Raw genomic sequence first — 23,542 nt, 5'->3', positions numbered from 1 at the left:
TCAGGGATTGACGCGGCGGAGTGTCAGATTGACCCGGCCGCCATTCTTCAGCAGCGTCGACGTGCTCGGATAGATGCGGTCGACGCCATGGAATGCGAGCCGCCCTTCCCCGCCGAGCACGACGATATCGCCGCTTTCCAGCCGGAAGGACATGGTCTGGCCGCCGCGCGTGTTGCCGCCGACACGAAACAGGCAGCTGTCGCCGAGCGAGATCGACACGACGGCCGTTTCGAGGTCGCGTTCGTCGCGGTCCTGGTGCAGGCCCATGCGGGCTTCCTCGGAATAGAAGTTCACGAGACAGGCTTCCGGCGCCTTTTGGCTGGCGGAAACCGCATTCCAGATGTCGATCAGCACATCCGGCATGGGTGGCCAGGGCCGGCCGGTCAGCGGATGCTGAGCCTGGTAACGATAGCCGCGATCGCGATCCGTGACCCAGCCGAGCGAACCGCAATTGGTCATGCGCACCGACATCGGCTTGCCGGTCTTCGGCATTTCCGGCACGAAGAGCGGTGCCTCGGCAACGACAAGGCGGATGGCCTCGACCAATTGCTCCTGCCGGGCGCGATCGAGATAGCCCGGAATATGTCTGACCCCTTTCGGGAGCACCTGCATGAGAAGCAGTCCTTATTGTTCCAGGCCGAGAAGTGCCGCCGGCACGCCGTAGCGAAGCGGCCAGCCGGCATAGGCGACATCGGTCGGCCCAACGACGTGATCGACCAGGTTCCAGCGGCCATTCTGGAAGCTGACGAGTGCGAACACCGTCAGACCATCCATCATGTCTGCCTCGTCGCGCAACCCGGTTTGAGATAGGTCGATCGATCCGCCACCCGGCCGTTGCGGCTCGACTTGCGTGAAGGCCCAGGTGGGTGCGGCACGCATGGTGGTGACGACGAATTCGACGGGTCCGCGCATCTCCGCCTCGACCGCCGGACGGATCGCGTCGAGGATGGCGGAACGCTCCGTACTGCCCTTGGCGGGTTCACGGAAAGGCTGCGCCACAGAAACGCCGGCAAGCCAGAGGCTCGCCAGCGCGGCAACGACGAGAGAACGCCCGAAGGACACGCTCAGGCCGCATCCAGCTCCGGAATGCGCAGAACCTGGCCGGGATAGATCTTGTCCGGATGGGTCAGCATCGGCTTGTTGGCTTCGAAGATCACCGTGTGCTTGGCGCCCTTGCCCTTGCCGTACTGCGCCTCGGCAATCTTCCAGAGGTTATCGCCCTTCTTGACCGTATAGAAGACGGGCTCCTTTGCCGGAGCAGGTGCTGCGCCGGCATCGGCGACCTTGAGTTCGGAGGCCTCGACCGCGGACACGCCGAGCGTGTTGCCGACGGCGACGACGGCCTTTTCGAAGACGCTCTGGTCCTTCACGACACCCTTCAGCACGACCTTGTCACCGGCCACTTCGACCTGCACGTCCTTGGTGCCGAGATCGTGGGATGCAAGTTCCTTCTGAACGCTTTCGGCATCCGGAGCATCGTCATCGCCGCCGATGCCAAGCTTCTTGCCGGCGTTCTTGATAAAGCTGAAAAGACCCATGAATATCTCCTTTTGCGAAAACACTGCTCGATAAGAGAGGGCGCTGCCCGCCAAAAGGCAAGGGAGCGGCAAAAAGAATCAATCGCCTCCAGGCCGGCCCCGGAGCTTCTTGATCTCCCCGCGCCCGGACTTCTCCTTGAGACGCCGCTCGACGGAGCCGCGCGTCGGCTTGGTCTTCTTGCGCGGCGGCGGCGGGGGTTCGGCAGCCTTGAGGATCAGCTCCTTCAAGCGCTCGCGCGCATCCTCGCGGTTGCGCTCCTGGCTGCGAAAGCGGCTCGCCTCGATCATCAGCACGCCCTCTTTCGAGGCGCGCTTGCCGGCGATCTTCAGGGCATTGGCCTTGATACGGTCGGAAAGCGCCGGAGACGCCTGGACGTTGAAAAAGAGCTGAACGGCGGTCGACACCTTGTTGACGTTCTGCCCGCCCGGGCCACCGGCCAGCACGAATTGCTCCGTCAGCTCCCAGCCGGCAAGGACGATATTGTCGTTTATGTAGAGCGGGTCGCTGGCCATGGTTCACCTCGGCCCGATCTATGGCACAGAGCGAACCCGTTGAAAACACTGCGGCGCCGCGCGTCTCATCAGACGCGCAAAGGTCGCCGTAGCACTTTGGCTCCCCTTAGATCGAAGAGGATTCAAGGCGACATACAGCAAGCGCAAAAGCGAAAAACCCGGCCACGAGGACCGGGTTTCACGTGAATCATAGCCGACAATGTTTATTCGGCGGCGATCTTTGTGCCGGGAGCCGCGTCGCGAACGCTGCCGTCCACATGGCTCTCGAACTTGGCGAAGTTCGCGATGAACATGTCGACCAGGCGGCGGGCCTGTGCGTCATAGGCTGCACCATCGGCCCAGGTCGAGCGCGGGTCGAGGATGCCGTCGTCGACGCCCGGGACAGAGACCGGAACGGCAAAGCCGAAGTTGGCGTCGGTGCGCAGTTCGGCAGCGTTGAGCGAGCCGTCAAGTGCGGCTGCGAGCAGAGCGCGCGTCACCTTGATCGGCATGCGGCTGCCGGTGCCGTAGGCGCCGCCGGTCCAGCCGGTGTTGACCAGCCAGCAGGTAACGCCGTTCTTGGCGATCAGGTCCTTCAACAGGTTGCCGTATTCCGACGGATGACGCGGCATGAACGGGGCGCCGAAGCAGGTCGAGAACGTGGCTTCCGGCTCGGTGACGCCCTTTTCCGTACCGGCGACCTTGGCCGTGTAGCCGGAGAGGAAGTGGTACATCGCCTGTTCCGGCGTCAGCTTGGCAATTGGCGGCATCACGCCGAAGGCGTCTGCCGTCAGCATGATGATGGTGCGCGGCTGCGGTGCCGTGCCGGTGGCGCTGGCGTTCGGGATGAAGTCGAGCGGGTAGGCGCAGCGGGTGTTTTCCGTCAGCGAGCCATCGTCGAAATCAGGAACGCGGCGCTCGTCGAGCACGACGTTTTCCATGACGGTACCGAAGCGGCGGGTCGTGGCGTAGATTTCCGGCTCGGCCGCTTCCGACAGGCGGATCGCCTTGGCATAGCAGCCGCCTTCGAAGTTGAAGACGCCCTGTTCGCCCCAGCCGTGCTCGTCATCGCCGATCAGCGTGCGGGTCGGGTCGGCCGAAAGCGTCGTCTTGCCGGTGCCCGAAAGGCCGAAGAAGATCGCGGTATCACCGGCCGGGCCGACATTTGCCGAGCAGTGCATCGGCATGACGCCCTTCTTCGGCAGCAGGTAGTTGAGGACGGTGAAGACCGACTTCTTCATTTCGCCGGCATAGGAGGTGCCGCCGATGAGGATCAGGCCATTGGTGAAGTCGCAGGCGATGACCGTCTCGGTGCGGCAGCCGTAACGCTCCGGATCGGCCTTGAAGCTCGGCAGGTCGATGATCGTCAGCTTCGGCAGGAACGAGCCGAGCGCTTCGCGGGCCGGACGGATCAGGAGATTGCGAATGAACAGCGAATGCCAGGCATATTCGGTGACGACACGGGTCGGCAGTGCGTTGTCGGCATCGGCGCCGCCGACGAGGTCCTGGACATAGAGCGACATGCCCTTGGCATGTTCGAGCATGTCCTTGCGCAGCAGGGCAAAATGCTCCGGCGACATTGGCTTGTTGTTGTCCCACCAGATCTGGTCGTCGGTGTTTTCATCGCGAACGACGAACTTGTCCTTCGGTGACCGGCCGGTGTGCTGGCCGGTGCGGGCGACGAGCGCGCCATGCGCCGTCAGCTCGGCCTCGCCGCGGCGAAGAGCTTCCTCATAAAGCTCTGCGGCTTCGAGGTTGTACCGAACCGTTTCGAGGTCGGTAAAGCCGAGTTTTTCCAAGCCGTTCGCGAGATTGCGAGTGCCGAGTTGCTCCATGGTCAAGCTTCCTTCGTGTTTGGCCATTGGCGTTGAATTTCGCCGGACCTTACTTGCATGCTCGCTCAAAAACAAGGCGGCGTCAAAAAAAGAATAATGATTTCAGTATATTAATCGATTTAAAGAAAATTATCGTTTTTTTAATCGGTTGAAATCGGTCTGTCGAACACCGGTCTGAGAGGACTTATCCTACCGTTAAGAAAGACGGTTTTTGGTCTTCGCCACAATTTGTTCCACCTTTATACTCACTAACGCACCCGTGACTCGCGAATGCCGGAGTTTTCGGGGACGGACCGGCACCTCAAAAGACGGAGTTGAACACGATGCAGACCATCGCGCTTGTCGATGATGACCGGAATATTCTGACGTCCGTATCCATCGCCCTGGAGGCGGAGGGCTACAAGGTCGAGACCTATACCGATGGCGCTTCCGCGCTCGAAGGCCTGCTTGCCCGGCCGCCGCAGCTTGCGATCTTCGACATCAAGATGCCGCGCATGGACGGCATGGAATTGCTGCGTCGCCTGAGGCAGAAGTCCGATCTGCCGGTCATCTTCCTCACCTCCAAGGATGAAGAGATCGACGAACTCTTCGGCCTGAAGATGGGGGCCGACGACTTCATCACCAAGCCGTTTTCGCAGCGCCTGCTGGTAGAGCGCGTCAAGGCGATCCTGCGCCGCGCCGCAAACCGCGAGGCCGCGGCCGCCAGCACGACAAACACCACGAAGGCTTCCGACGCACCGTCGCGCTCGCTCGAGCGCGGCCAGTTGGTCATGGACCAGGAGCGCCACACCTGCACCTGGAAGAACGAGCCGGTGACGCTGACGGTGACGGAATTCCTGATCCTTCATTCGCTGGCGCAGCGCCCGGGCGTGGTTAAAAGCCGCGACGCGCTGATGGACGCGGCCTATGACGAGCAGGTCTATGTCGACGACCGCACCATCGACAGCCACATCAAGCGGCTGCGCAAGAAGTTCAAGATGGTCGACAACGACTTCGACATGATCGAGACGCTTTACGGTGTCGGTTATCGTTTCCGGGAATCCGCCTGAGCCACGGGGCTTGCCATCGCGCCCAGAGTGGCGCATTTGAAGCGGCGCGATGGTGATGGCTTCGTCTGAGGCCCGACACGATCTCCGCCGTTTTTGGATCAAAACCATGGAAGGCGGCGCAACCGGCCGGCAGCGCCGCCGTTATCGAACGATTATGAAGGACAGTCCGCGCGGGAGCGGGACATTTGGTAGAAGTCTTGCAGGGCGACATCGAAGATACTGACGGGCGTGCCCAGGCACAGAAGGGCCAGCGCCGCTGGGCGCATCCCTTCACGCTCATTCGTCGTCTCTTCGGCAATGCCGTCTTTTCGAGCCTCACCCGCCGCATCGTCTTCTTCAACCTGGTGGCGCTCGTCGTTCTGGTCGGCGGCATCATGTACCTCAACCAGTTCCGCGAGGGACTGATCGACGCCCGCGTCGAAAGCCTTTTGACCCAGGGCGAAATCATTGCCGGCGCGATTTCGGCGTCGGCCTCTGTCGACACCAACTCGATCACCATCGATCCCGAAAAGCTGCTGGAACTGCAGGCCGGCCAGAGCATCACGCCGCTGCCGAGCGACGAGGATCTCGATTTTCCGATCATCCAGGAGCGCGTCGCCCCGGTTCTGAGGCGCCTGATCTCGCCGACGCGCACCCGTGCCCGCCTGTTCGACGCGGATGCCGACCTGCTGCTCGATTCGCGCCATCTTTATAGCGGCGGCCAGGTGCTGCGCTTCGACCTGCCGCCGATCGAGCCGGAATCGTCGGGCATCGGCGAGAAGCTCAACAGCTGGCTGAACAAGCTGCTGCAGCCGGGCAACCTGCCGCTCTACAAGGAGCCGCCGGGTGGCAACGGCGCAATCTATCCTGAAGTCACCAACGCGCTGACGGGCGTGCGCGGCTATGTCGAGCGCGTCACCGAGAAGGGCGAACTCATCGTTTCGGTGGCGGTGCCCGTCCAGCGCTTCCGCGCCGTGCTCGGCGTGCTCCTGCTTTCGACACAGGCCGGCGACATCGACAAGATCGTCCAGGCCGAGCGCCTCGCCATCATCCGGGTCTTCGGCGTCGCCGCCCTCGTCAACATCATCCTGTCGCTGCTTCTGTCGTCGACGATCGCCAATCCGCTGCGGCGGCTGGCGGCGGCCGCCGTGCGCGTGCGCCGCGGCGGCGCCAAGGAGCGCGAGGAAATTCCCGATTTCTCCTCGCGTCAGGACGAGATCGGCAACCTCTCGGTCGCGCTGCGCGAGATGACGACCGCGCTCTACGACCGTATCGCCGCGATCGAAAACTTTGCCGCCGACGTCAGCCACGAACTGAAGAACCCCCTCACCTCGCTGCGCAGTGCCGTCGAGACGCTGCCGCTGGCGCGGACCGACGAATCGAAGAAGCGTCTGATGGACGTGATCCAGCATGACGTGCGCCGCCTCGACCGCCTGATCAGCGACATCTCGGACGCCTCGCGGCTCGATGCGGAGCTTGCCCGCAGCGACGCCAAGATCATCGACCTCGAAAAGCTGCTCGGCGACCTCGTCGACATCTCGCGCCAGGTGCGCAGCAAGAAGAAGTCGGTGCTGCTCGATTTTGTCATCGACCGCAAGGACAGTCCCAAGGCGCGCTTCGCCGTCAGCGGCTATGACCTGCGCATCGGCCAGATCATTACCAACCTGATCGAAAACGCCCGATCCTTCGTTCCCGAGGACGGCGGGCGGATCGTCGTGCGCCTTACACGCTCGCGCTCGCGCTGCCTCGTCTATATCGAGGACAACGGTCCCGGCATTCAGGCCGAAGACATCGACCGCATTTTCGAGCGCTTCTATACCGACCGCCCGGAAGGCGAGGATTTCGGCCAGAACTCCGGCCTCGGCCTGTCGATCTCCAGGCAGATCGCCGAAGCGCACGGCGGCACGCTCAAGGCCGAGAACATCGCCGCACCGGATGGCCGCATCACCGGCGCCCGCTTCATCCTGTCCCTTCCCGCCGAGCCGCACGCGTGACGGCGGCCCGAGCCAATGTCCACGGCACTGCGATCGTGCTCGGGACGCGCGGCTTCCTGATCACCGGCCCGTCCGGCACCGGTAAATCCAGGCTGGCGCTTGCATGCATCACGGCTGCCCGGCAGGCCGGGCACTTCGCAGCACTCGTCGCCGACGACCGGGTGGATCTTTCGCTCGAGCGCGACAGGATCGTGGCCCGCTGCCCGCCGTCCATTCACGGTCTCATCGAAATCCGCGGGGCCGGCATCGGCACGATCGAAACCGTGCCTGCCGCAGTGATGGACTGGGCCATGCTGCCGGTCGCCGCCCCTTTCGACCCGCGGCTACCGCCGGAAGACGAGACATTGCCCCTGCCACTCGGGCGAGCATTGCCGATTGTTCGCGTTCCCGTTGAAGAGAGCGTGCAGGTTCTCAATATTTTGCAGGCGCTCATCGCCGAAAAAATAGGTTTCTAGCCCGCTTTACCGTCAGCGCGACCGGATTTTCGGCATTTTTGGCTTGCACTTCGCCTTTTCCTTGCCAAGATGCCCTCCCCAACAGGTGGACGAAATTGCTGCATTGCGATATCTGGCCATCAGTGAATTGCGTGTGCAGTTGGAGCGAAGATACCCATGATCGGACTTGTGCTTGTCACCCATGGCAAGCTGGCTGAGGAATTTCGACATGCGCTTGAGCATGTTGTCGGTCCGCAAAAAGCTATAGAGACCGTCTGCATCGGCCCCGAGGACGACATGGACCAGCGTCGGCAGGATATCCTCGACGCGGTCACCAATGTCGACGAAGGCAACGGCGTCATCATCCTGACCGACATGTTCGGCGGGACGCCCTCCAACCTCGCCATCTCGGTGATGCGCAGCGGCTCGGTCGAAGTGATCGCCGGCGTCAACCTGCCGATGCTGATCAAGCTTGCCGGCGTGCGCGGCGAAAGCGACATGGACAAGGCACTGGTCGAGGCCTCGGAAGCCGGGCGGAAGTACATCAACGTCGCCAGCCGCGTCCTGAGTGGAAAATAATGGACCATCGCCCCGACATGTCGCTGACGCGCGAACTGCTGATCATCAACAAGCGGGGCCTGCATGCGCGGGCGTCGGCGAAGTTCGTGCAGACGGTCGAAGCCTACGACGCCGAGATCACCGTCTCGAAGGACGGCATGACCGTCGGCGGAACCTCGATCATGGGGCTGATGATGCTGGCCGCCAGCACCGGCTGCAGCGTTTGCGTGACCGCCAGCGGCGCGCAGGCCGAAGAGGCGCTGAACGCGCTCGACGCACTGGTCGCCGACAAGTTCGGCGAAGAAATCTGACGGCAATATAAAGATATAAAGACTTCTTTATATCGAGGTTGCTCTCCACCTGGAATCCTGATAGATCGGTCGCACTCTCACCGCGTCGTATAGACGTGGGAGGCATAATCGCGCCGCGAAGTTGGCCAAAGCCGCGCGGCTTGAAGAGATCAGCCCGGAGAACTCCATGACCACCACTCAGGACTACATCGTCGCCGACATCGGACTTGCCGATTTCGGGCGCAAGGAAATTGCGATCGCCGAAACGGAAATGCCGGGCCTGATGGCCTGCCGCGAAGAGTTCGGCGCTTCGAAGCCGCTGAAGGGCGCGCGCATCACCGGCTCGCTGCACATGACCATCCAGACCGCCGTCCTCATCGAGACGCTGGTTGCGCTCGGCGCCGACGTGCGCTGGGCATCCTGCAACATCTTCTCGACCCAGGACCACGCGGCCTCCGCGATCGCCGCCAGCGGCGTTCCGGTCTTCGCCGTCAAGGGTGAAACGCTCGAAGAATACTGGACCTACACGGACAAGATCTTCCAGTGGGCCGATGGCGGCGTCTCGAACATGATCCTCGACGACGGTGGCGACGCCACCATGTACATCCTGCTCGGCGCCCGCGCCGAAGCCGGCGAGAACGTGCTCACCAACCCGGGTTCGGAAGAAGAAGAGATCCTCTTCGCGCAGATCAAGAAGCGCCTTGCCGCTTCGCCGGGATTCTTCACCAAGCAGCGTGACGCCATCAAGGGCGTGACCGAAGAAACCACGACCGGCGTCAACCGCCTGTACCAGCTCCAGGCCAAGGGCCTGCTGCCGTTCCCGGCGATCAACGTCAACGACTCGGTCACCAAGTCGAAGTTCGACAACAAGTACGGCTGCAAGGAATCGCTGGTCGACGGTATCCGCCGCGGCACCGACGTGATGATGGCCGGCAAGGTCGCCGTCGTCTGCGGTTACGGCGACGTCGGCAAGGGTTCGGCTGCCTCGCTCTCGGGCGCCGGCGCCCGCGTCAAGGTCACCGAAGTCGACCCGATCTGCGCACTCCAGGCCGCCATGGACGGCTTCGAAGTCGTTCAGCTCGAAGACGTCGTCTCGTCGGCCGACATCTTCATCACGACGACCGGCAACAAGGATGTCATCCGCATGGACCACATGCGCGAGATGAAGGACATGGCGATCGTCGGCAACATCGGCCATTTCGACAACGAGATCCAGGTCTCGGCGCTGCGTAACCTGAAGTGGACGAACATCAAGCCGCAGGTCGACATGATCGAGTTCCCGAAGGGCAACCGCATGATCCTGCTCTCGGAAGGTCGCCTGCTCAACCTCGGCAACGCCACCGGCCACCCGTCCTTCGTCATGTCGGCCTCGTTCTCCAACCAAGTGCTGGCCCAGATCGAGCTCTTCACCAAGGGTGAGAACTACAAGAACGAAGTCTACGTTCTGCCGAAGGCACTCGACGAGAAGGTCGCTCGCCTGCACCTGAAGAAGCTCGGCGCCAAGCTCTCGGAACTTTCCGAAGAGCAGGCCGACTACATCGGCGTGAAGACGCAGGGTCCGTTCAAGGCCGAGCACTACCGGTACTAATCCTTACCCGGGCAATCCACAACATCTTGTGGCCGCGTTCTTGACAAGAGAGCGCGGCCGCTTTTTTGGGCCTCTCCCTTCCCGACGATTCGACTAGGAAGTATGCTCTAACCCATTGATTCGTGATGCCGGTGCGGACCTTGGGCATCGCGGATGGGATGTCTTGTCGAATAAGCGGCAAACAGACGGAGACAGACCGGGGATGCAAACGGAACTGACGCGGACCCTTGAACAGGGCCCCGGTGGAACTGTGCAAGGCGCAGCAAGGCCGGCAGCACCCTTCGGACAGACGGGGATGGCAGCGCCATGAACAGAGACCAGACAGATTTTCCGGCCATCCGCCGCAAGGGTCCGAAATTCCTGCGCCGCCTCTTGGCCGGCACCGCCCTTTTCACCGCCACGGACGCGCTTGCCCAGGTTGCCCCGCAAAAGGCCGGCATCTTCGGCTCGTCGGAGGTCGTCACCTTCTCCGTGCTGATCGGCGTCATTTCCGCGGCGATGATTTCGGCGATCTGGCTGATCCGTCAGCGCGGCAACATCGAGGCGGAAAACCGCGAGCTCAGGTCCGACCTTTCCGACGCCAACCAGCGTCTCTCGCGCTACCAGGCGCTGGTCGCCGACAAGAATCGCCGGATCGTCATCTGGGATGGGCTGCTTGAACGCGCCGAACTGCTCGGCCAGCTGCCGGCCGAAACCGGCGCACCTTCCGACGACCGCGACTTCCTGGCCTTCGGCCGCTGGGTCAAGGCGCAGTCCGCAGGCGAGCTGGAAAAATCGATCGAGGCGCTGCGCACCCAGGCCCGCAGCTTCGATCTGGTCATCGAGACGCAGCGCAACGAAGTGCTGGAAGCCCAGGGACGCGTTTCCGGCGGACGCGCCTTCGTGCGCTTCATCGCGCTCAACAACATGCGCGCCGAACTCGCCGAGCTGAAGCTCGAGCACGATCGGCTCAATACCGCGCTTCGCTCCTTCCATACGCTTCTCGACGCGATCGACCTGCCCGTCTGGCAGCGCGGCACCGACGGGGCGCTCGTCTGGGTCAACGAAGCCTATGCCGACGCCGTCGAGGCGCCCAATGTCGCGACCGCCATCTCAGAACGGCGCGAGCTGCTCGCGACCGTCGCGCGTGAAAAGATCCGGTCGGTCTCGACCTTCGATACGCCTTTCCGCGACAAGGTCTCGACCGTCGTGCGCGGCAACCGTACCTTCTTCGACGTCGTCGACGCCCGCAGCGCCGCGGGTTCGGCCGGTATCGCGGTCGATGTGTCGGGGATCGAGGCCGTACGCGAAGAGCTCAACCGCACGCTCAAGAGCCATGCGGAAACGCTCGACCATCTGGCGACGCCCGTCGCGATCTTCGATGGCAACCAGCGCCTGCAGTTCTATAACCAGGCTTTCCAGCGCCTGTGGAACCTCGACATCGGCTTCCTCGAGCGCAAGCCGGACAACGGCGAAGTGCTCGACCGGCTGCGCGCCGGCGGCCAGCTGCCGGAACAGCTCAACTGGAAACAGTGGAAGGCGAACGCGCTGTCGGTCTACCAGGCGCTCGATACGCAGAGCGATCTCTGGCACCTGCCGAACGGTCAGACGCTGCGCGTCTTTGCCACCGCCCGCCCGCAGGGCGGCGTTACCTGGGTGTTCGAGAACCTGACCGAGAAGGTCGACCTCGAAACGCGCTACAACACCCTCGTCCAGGTCCAGGGCGAAACCATCGATCATCTCGCCGAGGGCGTCGCCGTGTTCGGCCCGGACGGCCGCATTCGCCTGTCGAACCCGGCGTTTCGCGCGATTTGGGGCATCAGCGAGGCGGAAGCCAAGCCCGGCACGCATATCAAGGCGATCGAGCAGGCCTGCCTGATGTCCTACGACCAGGCCGACGGCTGGAAGCGGTTCACCCACATCATCACCAGCTTCGACGACGAACGCCCCTCCAGCCGCGGCATCCTCGAACTCAGGACCGGGCTGATCCTCGACTACGCGGTCATTCCGCTGCCGAACGCCCAGACGATGCTGACCTTCGTCAACATCACCGACAGCGTCCGGGTCGAGCGCGCGCTCACCGAAAAGAACGAGGCGCTGCGCAAGGCCGATGCGCTGAAGAACGACTTCGTCCACCACGTTTCCTACGAGCTGCGTTCGCCGCTCACCAACATCATCGGTTTTGCCGATCTCCTGAAGACGCCCGCCTTCGGCGATCTCAACGAGCGGCAGGCCGAATATGTCGATCACATCGCCACGTCCTCGTCGCTGCTGCTCACGATCGTCAACGACATTCTTGATCTCGCAACCGTCGATGCCGGCATCGTCCAGCTCGACATGGCCGACATCAGCCTCACCGACTTCCTTGACGACATCGCCCATCAGATGGCCGACCGGCTGATCGAAAGCGGCGTGACGCTCCGGATCGCCGCCCCCGACAATCTCGGTCGGATGATCGCCGATCAGCAGCGACTGAAGCAGATTTTCGTCAAACTCTTGACCAATGCCGCGAACTTCGCACCCGATGGCAGCGTCATCGAACTGACGTGCCGCCGCGAGGGCAGCGACTTCATCTTCTCGGTTTTGGACAGCGGCCCCGGCATTCCACAGGACGTGCTCGACACCGTGTTCAACCGCTTCGAAAGCCACGGCCAGCGCGGCGGCGCGGGCCTCGGGCTTTCGATCGTCGAGAGCTTCGTCAGCCTGCATAACGGCACGGTCTCGATCCGCAGCAAGGAAGGCGAAGGCACGGAAGTGACCTGCCGCATCCCTTCGGCCGAGGTCCCGACGATCGTAGCGGCCGAATAATGCCGGCGATCGAGCGCCTCCTCGCGGACGAAGCGGCAACGATCGAGCTTGGCGAAGACCTGGCACTGGCCCTGAAGCCCGGCGACTGCGTCGCCCTCTCGGGCGATCTCGGCGCCGGCAAATCGACGCTCGCACGCGCCTTTCTCAGGGCTGTCGCCGACGACGACGGACTGGAGGTGCCGAGCCCGACATTCACGTTGGTCCAGAGCTATGACCTGCGCATACCCGTCGCGCATTTCGACCTCTACCGACTGGCCGATTCCAGCGAGCTCGACGAACTCGGCTTCGATGAAGCGCTGTCGCAGGGCATCTGTCTGGTTGAATGGCCCGAGCGCGCGGACGACGCGCTCCCCTCAAGTCGCATCACGCTCGCGATCAGCCATGACAACGACGGGCGGCGCGTCGAAATTTCCGCCCCTCACGACACGCTGCAACGCATTGCCCGCACGCTTTCGATCCGCAACTTTCTCGACCGGAACGGGCATTCGAAAGCGCGGCGCCGGCACCTGAGCGGCGACGCCTCGATCCGCGCCTATGAGCGCATTTACCCGGCGGATGGCTCCGTTAGCCGGATTCTGATGGATTCGCCGCGGCACAAGCCGGGGCCGATCCTTGAGGACGGGAAGTACTATCAGCAGCTGGCGCATATCGCCGAGGACGTCGTTCCGTTCGTCGCCATCGACCAGCTGCTCGTCGCTCGTGGCTTTGCGGCACCGGCGATTTACGCCCGCGACCTCGACCAGGGCATCCTGCTGATCGAGGACCTGGGCTCGGACGGCGTTCTCGATGCGGACGGACAGCCGATCGACGAGCGCTACATCGAGAGCGCACGGCTGCTCGCCCGCCTCCACGCGGAGCAGGCACAGCGCGATATCAGTGTCGACAAGGCGGTCATTCACCGCATTGCGGATTTCGACCGGACGGCGATGAAGATCGAAACTCGGCTCCTGACCGACTGGTACCTGCCGTGGAAACGCGGCGCGCCGGCAAGCGACGACGAGAAGCGCGAATACAGCGAAATCTGGGATGGCCTGATCGATCTCCTCGAGAGCTCGGAAACAAACCTGTTGCTGCGCGATTTCCATTCGCCGAACATCATCTGGCGTGGGGAACGCGAAGGGTTGGACCGTATCGGCCTCATCGATTTCCAGGATGCTATGATCGGCCCGACCGCCTATGACGTCGCGTCATTGGTGCAGGATGCGCGTGTCACCATCGCCCCTTCGCTCGCAAGCAGGATGATGGAGACCTACCTCGCCGAGCGGCGCCAAAGCGCCGACTTCGACGAGGCAACGTTCCTGCGCGACTGGCACGTGATGTCGGCGCAGCGCAACTGCAAGCTCGTCGGCATCTGGGTGCGACTGATGCAGCGCGACGGCAAGCCGGGCTACATGAAGCACATGCCGCGCACTTTCGCCTATCTTCAGGCGGCGCTTTCACATGAATCGCTGAAACCCTTGCACGACTGGTGTAAGAAGACCGGAATCCTTGTTTCCGAATCAGCGAACTGACAGAGAATCAATGTCGATCAGCAATGCGATGGTGCTCGCCGCGGGCCTCGGGACCCGTCTTCGTCCGATCACCAACACCATGCCGAAGCCGCTCGTCGAAATCGCCGGCAAGCCGATGATCGACTATGTTCTGGATCTCCTGGTGGAGGCGGGCGTCAGCAAGGCCGTGGTCAACGTGCACCACTTCGCCGACCAGATGGAAGGCCATCTCAGCCGACGCAGCGCTCCGGAAATCCTGATTTCGGACGAGCGCGACGCGCTGATGAATTCCGGCGGCGGCCTGGCCAAGGGATTGAAACTTCTGCCGGAAGGCCCGGCCCTGGTGATGAATGCCGACCTGTTCTGGGTCGGCGAGCCCAAGGGCGAGCCCAGCAACCTGACGCGCCTGGCAGCAGCCTTCGATGCGGAGCGCATGGACATGCTGCTCTTGTGCGTGCGCGACGAGGATACGACCGGCCACAACGGCAAGCGGGATTTCTCGCTGGGTGATGACGGCAGCCTTACCCGCTACACCGAAGGTCTGCCGAACCCGGTGGTCTATGCCGGTGCGATTGCGCTTCACTCGCGCCTCTTCGCCGACGCGCCCCACGAGGCCTTCAATCTCAATATCTATTTCGATCGCGCCGCCGAAAAGGGCCGTCTCTACGGCCTGCTGCTCGACGGCCATTGGATGACGGTCGGCACGCCCGAAGCGATCGGCGAAGCGGAGGCGGCGATCCGTCGCCACCGGCCGGAGGGATGAGCGTGCGCGGCCGCCGGTCCAACGTCTTCACGATTCCGCCTGGCCTCCCGTTCCTGAAGACGCTCGCCGAAAGGCTTTGCGACGGTAGCCTGACGCCGGACTTCCGCTACGATCCGGCCGATCCCCTGCCGCTTGCGGGCGTGACGATCTTCGTACCGACGCGGCGCTCGGCCCGTGTGCTCAGGTCCGAATTCGTCGATCTGCTCGGCGGCCGCTCCACCATCCTGCCCACCATCAAGGCGCTCGGCGAGACCGACGACGACAGCGGCTTCTTCGATGCCGAGGTGCCGGCGATCCTCGATCTGGCCCCGCCTCTTCCCGGCACCGCCCGCCTGATCGAGCTTGGCCGGCTGATCCTCGCCTGGCGCAACCGGTTGCCGAAGGTGGTGCTCGACATTCATGCGGAGAGCCCGTTGATCGCGCCGGCGAGCCCCGCCGATGCGATCTGGCTCGCGCGCAACCTTGCCGACCTCATCGATGCGATGGAGACGGAAGAGCTCAACTGGGACAAGCTCGACAAGCTCGATGCCGGCGAGCACGCACTCTGGTGGCAGCTAACGCTCGAATTCCTGAAGATCGCCCGCAGCTACTGGCCGGAACGGCTAGAGGAATTGAAACAATCCTCGCCCGCGCGCCACCGCAACGCCATCCTGCAAGCCGAGACGCAGCGCATTGCCGGCGGCAAGATCGAAGGCCCGATCATCATTGCCGGTTCGACCGGCTCCATTCCCGCGACCGCCGCGCTGATTGCCGCGGTGCAGAAGCTTGCCAACGGCACGATCGTGCTGCCCGGCCTCGACCAGACGATGAGCGATGCCGAATGGGACATGATCGTCGCCGATGCCGCTCTTGACGGCAGGCCGGACCCGGCAAGCCGCAGCCACCCGCAATACGGCTTCTACAGGCTGCTGAAGCGCATGGCCGTTCTGCGGCCGGACGTGACTGCCCTGGCCGGCGCCGAGGCCGATCTCGACGTCCGTGCCGAGATCCTGTCTCATGCGCTGCTCCCGGCCAAGGCGACGAATGCCTGGACCGAGATGCGCAGCGAGCTCGAGCCGGCCTTGCTGCAGCAAGCCTTCCAGGATGCAGCGCTGATCGAAACCGCCAACGAGCGCGAGGAAGCGGCCGCGATCGCCGTTGCATTGCGGCTGGCGCTCGAAGGCAGCGACGAGAGCCAGGCGGCACTGATCACGCCGGACCGAAATCTCGCACGGCGGGTCGGCGCCGAGCTTGCTCGCTTCGGCATAGAGGCCGACGATTCCGCCGGCACGCCCCTCACCGCGACGCCACAGGGCAGCCTGCTGCGCCTGCTGTTGGAAGCATGCCTGCGCCCCGGCGATCCCGTGCCTTTCGTCGCGCTGCTCAAGCATCCACTGGCGCGCTTCGGCCTTTCCCGGGACAGGATGCGCGACGGTGCCGACGCGCTGGAACGCATGGCGCTGCGCGGCAGCACCGCGACCGTCGATCTGCTCGCCCTCGCCCCCTTGCTCGACGCGGCGATCACCCGGCACAAGGCCGACCGCCACCCACCGGAATGGCGCATCGGCATCGGCGAAAACGAGCTTCTGGCCGCCCGCGACGTGGCGACGAAGATCAGCCTCGCGGTCGCGCCGCTCGCCTCCGCGCTCACGCGCAGCAGGGACGGCAGCCGCGTGTTCTCGGAGGAATTCACCTTCGCCGACTGGGCGACGCGCACCGGGGAAGCCCTGGAAGCGGCCTCAGCCGACGAGCGTGGCGATCTCGGCGGGCTCTGGTCCGGCGAGGCCGCCGATACGCTCGCGACTCTCCTGCGCGGTATTATCGAAACCGATGGCCAGATGACCGCGGACGGGCCGCAATGGTGCGACGTCGTCGAGGCGCTGTCGGCAAGTGCTGCGGTCAAGCCGCGCTCCATGCGCCATCCGCGGGTGTTCATCTTCGGTGCACTGGAATCGCGCCTGCAGAGCATGGATCTGGTGGTCCTCGGGGGCCTGAATGAGGGCAACTGGCCGGGCCAGACTGCCAATGATCCGTTCCTGTCGCGCACCATGAAGACAGGGATCGGCCTCGAACCGCCGGAGCGGCGCATCGGCCAGCTTGCCCACGACTTCCAGATGGCCTGCGGTACGCGGCGGCTGATCTTCACCCGCTCGATGCGCCAGGGCGCAGCACCCACCGTCGCCTCGCGCTGGCTACAGCGTCTGCTGGCACTCGGCGGCGAACGGCTGACGCAGACGCTCCACGCCAATGGCGCCGACTATCTCACCTGGGCCCGGATGCTGGACGACGGTGGCCGCCAGCCGCTTGCGGAGCGCCCCGCGCCCAAGCCTTCGGCAGACCTGCAGCCGCGCAAATACTCTTTCAGCGAAGTCTCGCGGCTGCGTCGCGACCCCTACGCGATCTATGCGCGACGCATCCTTCGGCTGCACCCGCTGCTGCCGTTCAACAGCGATCCCGGTCCGGCCGAGCGGGGCACGCTCTACCACCAGATCGTCGAACGTTTCGTGCGCGCCGGCGTCGATCTGATGTCGCCCGCGGCCGAAGAGGTCATGAACCGGCTTTTGAACGACGCTTTCGACGAGGCGCGACTGCCCACCCATATCGACACGATCTGGCGGCCGCGGTTTGCCGCCGTCGGAATGGCCTTCATCAAGTGGGAGCGGGACCGCGCCCGCTTCCTCCGCCGATCGCGCACGGAAGCTCCGGCATCGATGGAGCTCGGCGTCGCCGACATGCGGCTGACCGGCATTGCCGACCGGCTCGATACGCTGACCGACGGCAGTGTCGAGATCATCGATTACAAGACCGGCTCCAGCCCATCGGTCAAGGAAGCCCGCGTGCTGCTCGACCCGCAGCTCGCGCTGGAAGCCGCGGCACTCAAGGCCGGCGCTTTCAAGGACGTGCCGCCCAGCCACCCACAGTCGCTGCTCTATGTCAGGCTGAAGCCGGGCGCGCGGTTCAAGTCGGAAGCCGTCAACAACGAAGGCAGCAAGTCGAAGGAGACGAAATCCGCGGACCAGCTTGCGGACGAGTCGCTTGCCGAACTCAGGAAGCTGCTGAGTGCGCTTCTTTCCGGCAAGCATGGCTTTGCCTCGCGTGTGATTGTTCAGAAAGAGCGCGATTATGGCGGCGAATACGACCATCTGGCGCGTGTAGCCGAATGGTCGACGGCCGATAGCGAGGAGGAGGATGGCGATGAGGGATGACAGCCTCGGCCCCGAACAGGCGACGCCACAAGGCTGGCTCGACTGGACCTCGCGCCGGCAGTCGCTGGCCTCGGACCCTGCCCGTTCCGCCTGGGTGTCGGCCAATGCCGGCTCCGGCAAGACGCATGTGCTGACCCAGCGGGTCATCCGCTTGCTGCTTGCCGGCTGCCGCCCCTCGGCGATCCTCTGCCTCACCTATACCAAGGCGGCGGCCTCCGAAATGTCGAACCGTGTCTTCGAGCGGTTGGCCGAATGGGTCACGCTCGACGACGCGACGCTCGAAAAGCGGATCGAGGCGATCGAGGGTGAGCGGCCCGGGCTCTTGAAGCTGCAGGAGGCGCGGCGCCTGTTCGCCCGCGCGCTGGAGACGCCCGGCGGCCTCAAGATCCAGACCATCCATGCCTTTTGCGAGGCGCTGCTGCACCAGTTTCCACTGGAGGCCAATGTCGCCGGACATTTCTCCGTTCTCGACGATCGCGCGGCTGCGGTTCTGCTTGCCGATGCGCGACGGCTGCTGCTGACCGCGACCGCCGCCAAGGACGATCCGGCCCTTGCCCATGCCTTTGCCACTGTGCTCGACATCGCCGACGACACGGGCCTCGAAAAACTGCTGGCCGCGATCGTCCAAAACCGAACCGCGATCCAGGCCTTTCTCGAACATGCCGATGGGCTCGGCGGCACCGAGGCCGAGTTGCGCCGAGCGCTGAAGGTTTCGCCGGAGGAAAGCGTCGACCGTGCCATGGCGGCGATCTGGCCCTTGGCGGGACTGAACGGTGCGGCACTCGAACGCTATTTCTCGCTCGCCACCAGCGTCGGCGGTACGAAGGTGCTCGACTTTGCGGAAGGGCTGAGAACCGTTTCGAAGATGACGGACCTCAGTGCGCGCTATGACGGCCTGCGTCATCTGTTCTTCACCGGCACCGGCAAGCCGCGGGCGCAATCCGCCTTCCTCAACAAGGCGATGCAGCAGGCCGCACCCGATCTCATTGACCCCGTGGACGAGGCCTACCGCCATGTCGTCGCCTGCATCGACCACATCAGCATTCTCCGGATGTTCGAGGCGACGCTGGCGGCGCTGACGCTGGCCGAGCGGCTGAATGCCGATTACGAGGAACTCAAGCGGCGCCGCAGCCAGCTCGATTTCGAGGACCTGATCAACCGCACGGCGGCGCTCTTTGCCCGCGGCGACGTCAGCGCCTGGGTCCACTACAAGCTGGACAAGGGCATCGACCATATCCTCGTCGACGAGGCCCAGGACACCAGCCCGGCGCAGTGGACGATCATCCAGGCGCTGGCCGCCGACTTCTTCTCCGGCGAAAGCGCCCGCGGCGCCAACCGCACGATGTTTGCCGTCGGCGACGAGAAGCAGTCGATCTATTCCTTCCAGGGCGCACGGCCGGAACGGTTCTCGCACGAGAGCCAGCAAACCGAACGACGCGTGCGCGACGGCGGCAAGGCTTTCGAACCCATCCGCCTGCAACTCTCCTTCCGCTCGACCGTCGACGTGCTTTCCGCCGTTGACGCCGTCTTTGCCGATCCGGCGCATGCGCGGGGCTTGAGCGCGCGCAACGAGGCGGTCGTGCACGCTTCGAACCGCATCGGCCATCCCGGCGCCGTCGACATCTGGGACGTGATTGCCGCCGAACCGGTGGATACGGACGACGAGTGGACCGCCGCCTTCGACGCGACGCCGGAGAGCGCGCCGGTCAACATCCTCGCCCGCCGCATCGCAGCCACACTGGAGAGCTGGATCGGCAAGGAGACGATCGTCGAGAAGGGCGCTCGCCGGCCGATGCGCCCGGGCGATATCATCGTGCTGGTCCGCAAGCGCGATGCCTTCGTCAACGCGCTGACGAGGGCGCTCAAGCGCCGCAACAACATCCCTGTTGCCGGCGCCGACCGATTGGTGCTCACCAAGCACATTGCCGTCCAGGACCTGCTGGCGCTCGGGCGGTTCGTCCTGCTGCCGCAGGACGACCTGTCGCTGGCGGCGCTTATGAAAAGCCCGCTGTTCAACCTCGGCGAGGACGCCCTGTTCGAACTTGCCGCCCGGCGCAGCGAAGGCGAAAGCCTCTGGCAGCGGCTGCTGCATGAAGCCGATGACGGCATCCTGTTTCACCAGGCGGCGCGAATGCTGAAATCCTACATGGCGCTCGCGAGCCAGCTTGCGCCGCATGATTTCTATGCCCGCGTTCTTGGCGTCCATGGCGGCCGGGCCGCTTTCCTCGCGCGGCTCGGCAGCGAGGTCAGCGACATTCTCGACGAGTTCCTGACCTTCGCGCTCGACCAGGAAAGAAGCGGCCTGCCCGGCCTGCAGGCCTTCGTCTCGACGCTGGAAATGGAAGCGCCGACCGTCAAGCGCGAGCAGGACAAGGAACGCGACGAAGTCCGGATCATGACGGTGCACGCAGCCAAGGGCCTCGAGGCGCCGGTCGTCTTCCTCGTCGATGGCGGTGGGGCAGCGTTCAGCAACCAGCATGTGCCTTCGCTCCGCTTCCTCGAACTCGCCCAGAGGGACGGCAGCGTTCTGCCGCTGCCGGTATGGCGCGCGCCGGGCGCGGAGTCGAACTCGCTCGTCACCGCCGATGGCGAGCGGCTGAAGACGCTGGCCGAGGAAGAGTACCGCCGCCTGCTCTATGTCGGCATGACCCGCGCCGCCGACCGCCTGATCGTCTGCGGCTACCGCGGCCAGCGGGCCGTCGCAGATACATGGCATGCGATGGTTCAGGCGAGCCTAGCCGGAGACGAAAACGGCCGCGGTCATCCCACCAGTTTTCACGCCGGCGGCGACGAATGGTCCGGCCATGCCTGGCGCGAAAAACAGCTTGAGCGCGACCTTCCCTCCGGCGATGCGCCCTTGGCGGATATGGGTCGCCCGGCGACCACGCTGCCCAAGGCGCTTTCCACGCCGCTGCCGCCGCAAAAGCGGTTGCCGCGTCCGCTCAGCCCTTCCGGCGTCGGCATTGCGGTTGACGAGGACGACGGCGATGCGCTCGTCGGCTCGGCGCTCTTCTCCGAAGAAGCACCGGCGAACCTGTCGCTGCTGCGCGGCGCCATCCTGCATCGCCTGCTTCAGGTTCTGCCTGCGATGGCCAGCGACGATCGCCGAGCCGCGGCCGAACGTTACCTGGAGCGGTCCGTCCCCAGTTGGCCCCCCGAGCAGCGCGCGGCACTGATCGCCGGCGTCGAAAACGTGCTCGACCACCCGGATCTTGGTGCGCTTTTCTCGCCGAGCAGCCGGGCCGAGGTTTCGGTCATGGGCACCCTGACGCTCGGCAGGCGCGAGCACGCGGTTTCGGGCCGGATCGATCGGCTGGCCGTCGGCGACGGTGTCGTGACGATTGCGGACTTCAAGACCAACCGGCAGGTGCCGGCATCGCCCGGCGACATTCCCTTCGCCTACACGGCGCAGCTTGCGATCTACCGCGCGCTTTTGCGGCCGCTTTATCCGGCGCATGCGTTTCGATGCGTGCTGATCTTCACGGAAGGACCGGCAATCCACGTCGTTCCCGATCAGGCGCTCGACAGGAGCCTTGAAGACCTCGCGACAAAGTGAGATACCCGATATTGAAAATCCAGCGGTGCCTTCTCACATGAGACACAACATCTGGATACTGCCATTCCGAACGCAAGGAGCAGCCTATGGCTACTGTAAAGGTCGATACGTCCAATTTTCAGCAGGAAGTGCTGAACTCCGCCGAGCCGGTGGTTGTCGATTTCTGGGCTGAATGGTGCGGCCCGTGCAAGATGATCGCGCCGAGCCTCGAGGAAATCTCGAACGAACTCGCCGGCAAGGTCAAGGTCGTCAAGCTCAACATCGACGAAAATCCGGAACTGGCCGCCCAGTACGGCGTTCGCTCGATCCCGACGCTCGCCATGTTCAAGGCCGGCGAAGTGGCCGACATCAAGGTTGGCGCCGCCCCGAAGACGGCCCTTTCCTCGTGGATTTCCACCGCCGTCGCTTAAGGCGGGCTCACCGCTGAAATACGTTGAAAGCCCGGCATGCCGGGCTTTTTTCTTGGCTTCTTTTTGAGGTTCCGGCTCGACGAGCCGCGATCACTTCGGTGGCGTGCCGTTGTCGGCGAGAACGTCGCCCACCAGATAGAGCGAGCCGCCGATCAGGATGCGCGGTGGTGCCGGGTCTTCGTCGACCAGATTGGCGATGACCGTCAGCGCCTCGGCAACGGACGAGACCGCGGAGGCCTCGAAACCGACCGAAGCGGCATCACTGGCAAGCGCCACGGGATCAAGTCCGGCGTCGGAACCGCGGATCGGAACGGTGAAGACCTGCTCGGCGAGATCGAGGAAGGCGCGGAAGTAGCCGACGGGCTCCTTCGTGTTGATCATGCCGATGATCAGGAACAAGGGCCGCGATTCGCGCTCTTCGAAGGTCGCCATCGCCTCGGCGATCACTTGGCCTGCGCCGGGATTGTGGCCGCCGTCGACCCAGATCTCCGCACCATCAGGACCGTAATGCGTGAGCTTGCCGCCAGTCAGGCGCTGCAGGCGTCCGGGCCATTCGACGCCCGCGAGACCGCGCTCGATCGCCGCCTCGGAAACATCAAAACCGGCGGCTCGCACGGCGCGGATGGCCGCTGCGGCATTGGCATATTGGTGACGTCCCGGCAGCTTCGGCAGCGGCAGGTCGGCGAGCCCGCCCTCGTCCTGATAGACGAGGCGACCGAACTCCTCATGCGCCATGAAATCCTGGCCATAGACAAACATCGGGCAGCCGAGGCGCTCGGCGGTCGAGACCAGCACGTCGCGGGCGGCCTCTTCCTCCTGCTGGCCGATCACCACGGGGCAGCCGCGCTTCATGATCCCAGCCTTTTCGGCCGCAATCAGTTCCACCCGATCGCCGAGATAGGCCTGATGGTCGAGCGAGATCGGCATGACGACCGAGACGGCCGGGCGGGAAATGACGTTGGTCGCGTCGAAGCGGCCGCCGAGACCAACCTCGATGATCGCCACATCCGCCGGGTGCTCGGCAAAAAGCAGGAATGTGACGGCGGTCAGGATCTCGAAGACGGTGATCTTCTCGCCGCCATTGGCTTCGGCGACACGCCGCACGGCATCGGCAAGGACCGGATCGCTAACAAGCTTGCCCTTGCCGCCCTTGACGCCCAGACGATAGCGCTCGTGCCAATTGACGAGATGCGGCGAGGTGTGAACGTGAACGCTGAGGCCGGCTGCTTCGAGGATAGCCCGCGAAAACGCGGTCGCCGAGCCCTTGCCGTTGGTGCCGGCGACATGGATCACCGGCGGCAAGCGGTCCTGCGGATTGCCGAGGGCTGCCAGAAGCCGGGTGATCCTGTCCAGCGACAGGTCGAAGCCCTTGGGGTGAAGGGCGAGAAGTTTTTCGATCTCGTAGCCCGCTTCGCTGGCTTCCACCGCTGCCATCTCTTAACCCCGCCCTGACAAGCCCGTTTGCTACAGCGCCGCGCACCTTGTCGACCGCCCAAAAGATCGCTGCAGCGCCTAGAGTTCGGCATCCCCGCTCACAAGAAATCGCGGAGATGCATCATTTTGTTCTACGCGGTCCGACCAGCCCAGCGCTTTT

Annotated in this window: 18 protein-coding genes; 12 read left to right on the top strand and 6 right to left on the bottom strand. The window is 64.1% G+C overall.

The window, feature by feature from the left end:
• The 5 genes from XB14_RS32200 to XB14_RS32180 all read right to left on the bottom strand — a co-directional run bounded on the left by XB14_RS32200 (nt 1) and on the right by XB14_RS32180 (nt 3,865).
• Nucleotides 1–612, bottom strand: coding sequence for an alpha-ketoglutarate-dependent dioxygenase AlkB (locus XB14_RS32200; RefSeq protein WP_077968628.1), 612 nt, complete (start codon nt 610–612; stop codon nt 1–3).
• 12 nt (nt 613–624) lie between these two features.
• A complete protein-coding gene (locus tag XB14_RS32195; protein WP_077968627.1) occupies nt 625–1,062 on the bottom strand; it encodes a hypothetical protein in 438 nt (145 codons plus the stop codon).
• A 2-nt stretch (nt 1,063–1,064) separates the two neighbouring features.
• Nucleotides 1,065–1,538, bottom strand: a complete 474-nt coding sequence (gene lysM, locus XB14_RS32190; protein ID WP_077968626.1) for a peptidoglycan-binding protein LysM — start codon at nt 1,536–1,538, stop codon at nt 1,065–1,067.
• Nucleotides 1,539–1,616: 78 nt separating this feature from the next.
• The gene (gene arfB, locus XB14_RS32185) at nt 1,617–2,051 is read right to left on the bottom strand and encodes an alternative ribosome rescue aminoacyl-tRNA hydrolase ArfB (RefSeq protein WP_034801693.1); all 435 of its coding nucleotides are present in this window, start codon (nt 2,049–2,051) and stop codon (nt 1,617–1,619) included.
• A gap of 203 nt (nt 2,052–2,254) precedes the next feature.
• The gene (locus XB14_RS32180) at nt 2,255–3,865 is read right to left on the bottom strand and encodes a phosphoenolpyruvate carboxykinase (RefSeq protein ID WP_077968712.1); all 1,611 of its coding nucleotides are present in this window, start codon (nt 3,863–3,865) and stop codon (nt 2,255–2,257) included.
• Nucleotides 3,866–4,188: 323 nt separating this feature from the next.
• On the opposite strand from XB14_RS32180, the gene chvI reads away from it, so the two are divergent.
• The 12 genes from chvI to trxA all read left to right on the top strand — a co-directional run bounded on the left by chvI (nt 4,189) and on the right by trxA (nt 21,948).
• Nucleotides 4,189–4,914: a two-component system response regulator ChvI gene (gene chvI, locus XB14_RS32175; protein ID WP_077968625.1), complete on the top strand. Its 726-nt coding sequence runs from the start codon at nt 4,189–4,191 to the stop codon at nt 4,912–4,914.
• Nucleotides 4,915–5,099: 185 nt separating this feature from the next.
• On the top strand, nt 5,100–6,887 hold the full coding sequence (locus XB14_RS32170) for a stimulus-sensing domain-containing protein (RefSeq protein ID WP_077968624.1): 1,788 nt from the start codon (nt 5,100–5,102) through the stop codon (nt 6,885–6,887).
• Nucleotides 6,884–7,342: an HPr kinase/phosphorylase gene (locus tag XB14_RS32165; RefSeq protein WP_077968623.1), complete on the top strand. Its 459-nt coding sequence runs from the start codon at nt 6,884–6,886 to the stop codon at nt 7,340–7,342. The genes XB14_RS32170 and XB14_RS32165 overlap by 4 nt, the downstream gene beginning before the upstream one ends.
• Nucleotides 7,343–7,498: 156 nt before the next feature.
• Nucleotides 7,499–7,900: a PTS sugar transporter subunit IIA gene (locus XB14_RS32160; RefSeq protein WP_077968615.1), complete on the top strand. Its 402-nt coding sequence runs from the start codon at nt 7,499–7,501 to the stop codon at nt 7,898–7,900.
• The gene (locus tag XB14_RS32155; RefSeq protein WP_043624332.1) at nt 7,900–8,190 is read left to right on the top strand and encodes an HPr family phosphocarrier protein; all 291 of its coding nucleotides are present in this window, start codon (nt 7,900–7,902) and stop codon (nt 8,188–8,190) included. The genes XB14_RS32160 and XB14_RS32155 overlap by 1 nt, the downstream gene beginning before the upstream one ends.
• Before the next feature lie 166 nt (nt 8,191–8,356).
• Nucleotides 8,357–9,757: an adenosylhomocysteinase gene (gene ahcY / locus XB14_RS32150; RefSeq protein ID WP_077968599.1), complete on the top strand. Its 1,401-nt coding sequence runs from the start codon at nt 8,357–8,359 to the stop codon at nt 9,755–9,757.
• Nucleotides 9,758–10,063: 306 nt separating this feature from the next.
• Nucleotides 10,064–12,544 (top strand): PAS domain-containing sensor histidine kinase, encoded by a 2,481-nt coding sequence (locus XB14_RS32145; RefSeq protein WP_077968597.1) that lies wholly within the window; start codon nt 10,064–10,066, stop codon nt 12,542–12,544.
• Nucleotides 12,544–14,055: a tRNA (adenosine(37)-N6)-threonylcarbamoyltransferase complex ATPase subunit type 1 TsaE gene (tsaE, locus tag XB14_RS32140; RefSeq protein WP_077968595.1), complete on the top strand. Its 1,512-nt coding sequence runs from the start codon at nt 12,544–12,546 to the stop codon at nt 14,053–14,055. The genes XB14_RS32145 and tsaE overlap by 1 nt, the downstream gene beginning before the upstream one ends.
• A gap of 10 nt (nt 14,056–14,065) precedes the next feature.
• A complete protein-coding gene (locus XB14_RS32135; protein WP_077968593.1) occupies nt 14,066–14,797 on the top strand; it encodes a nucleotidyltransferase family protein in 732 nt (243 codons plus the stop codon).
• Nucleotides 14,794–17,982, top strand: a complete 3,189-nt coding sequence (addB, locus tag XB14_RS32130) for a double-strand break repair protein AddB (RefSeq protein WP_077968591.1) — start codon at nt 14,794–14,796, stop codon at nt 17,980–17,982. Before XB14_RS32135 ends, addB begins: the two co-directional genes overlap by 4 nt.
• Nucleotides 17,972–21,538: a double-strand break repair helicase AddA gene (addA, locus tag XB14_RS32125; protein ID WP_077968589.1), complete on the top strand. Its 3,567-nt coding sequence runs from the start codon at nt 17,972–17,974 to the stop codon at nt 21,536–21,538. The genes addB and addA overlap by 11 nt, the downstream gene beginning before the upstream one ends.
• An 86-nt stretch (nt 21,539–21,624) precedes the next feature.
• Nucleotides 21,625–21,948 (top strand): thioredoxin, encoded by a 324-nt coding sequence (trxA, locus tag XB14_RS32120; protein WP_057252049.1) that lies wholly within the window; start codon nt 21,625–21,627, stop codon nt 21,946–21,948.
• A 90-nt stretch (nt 21,949–22,038) separates the two neighbouring features.
• On the opposite strand, the gene XB14_RS32115 is transcribed toward trxA, so the two are convergent.
• Nucleotides 22,039–23,382 (bottom strand): bifunctional folylpolyglutamate synthase/dihydrofolate synthase, encoded by a 1,344-nt coding sequence (locus tag XB14_RS32115; protein ID WP_077968587.1) that lies wholly within the window; start codon nt 23,380–23,382, stop codon nt 22,039–22,041.
• Between the last annotated feature and the right edge of the window lie 160 nt (nt 23,383–23,542).

Source organism: Ensifer adhaerens, assembly GCF_002007205.1.
Classification (GTDB): Bacteria; Pseudomonadota; Alphaproteobacteria; order Rhizobiales; family Rhizobiaceae; genus Ensifer; species Ensifer adhaerens_D.
This window is presented reverse-complemented; position numbering and strand designations above follow the sequence as displayed.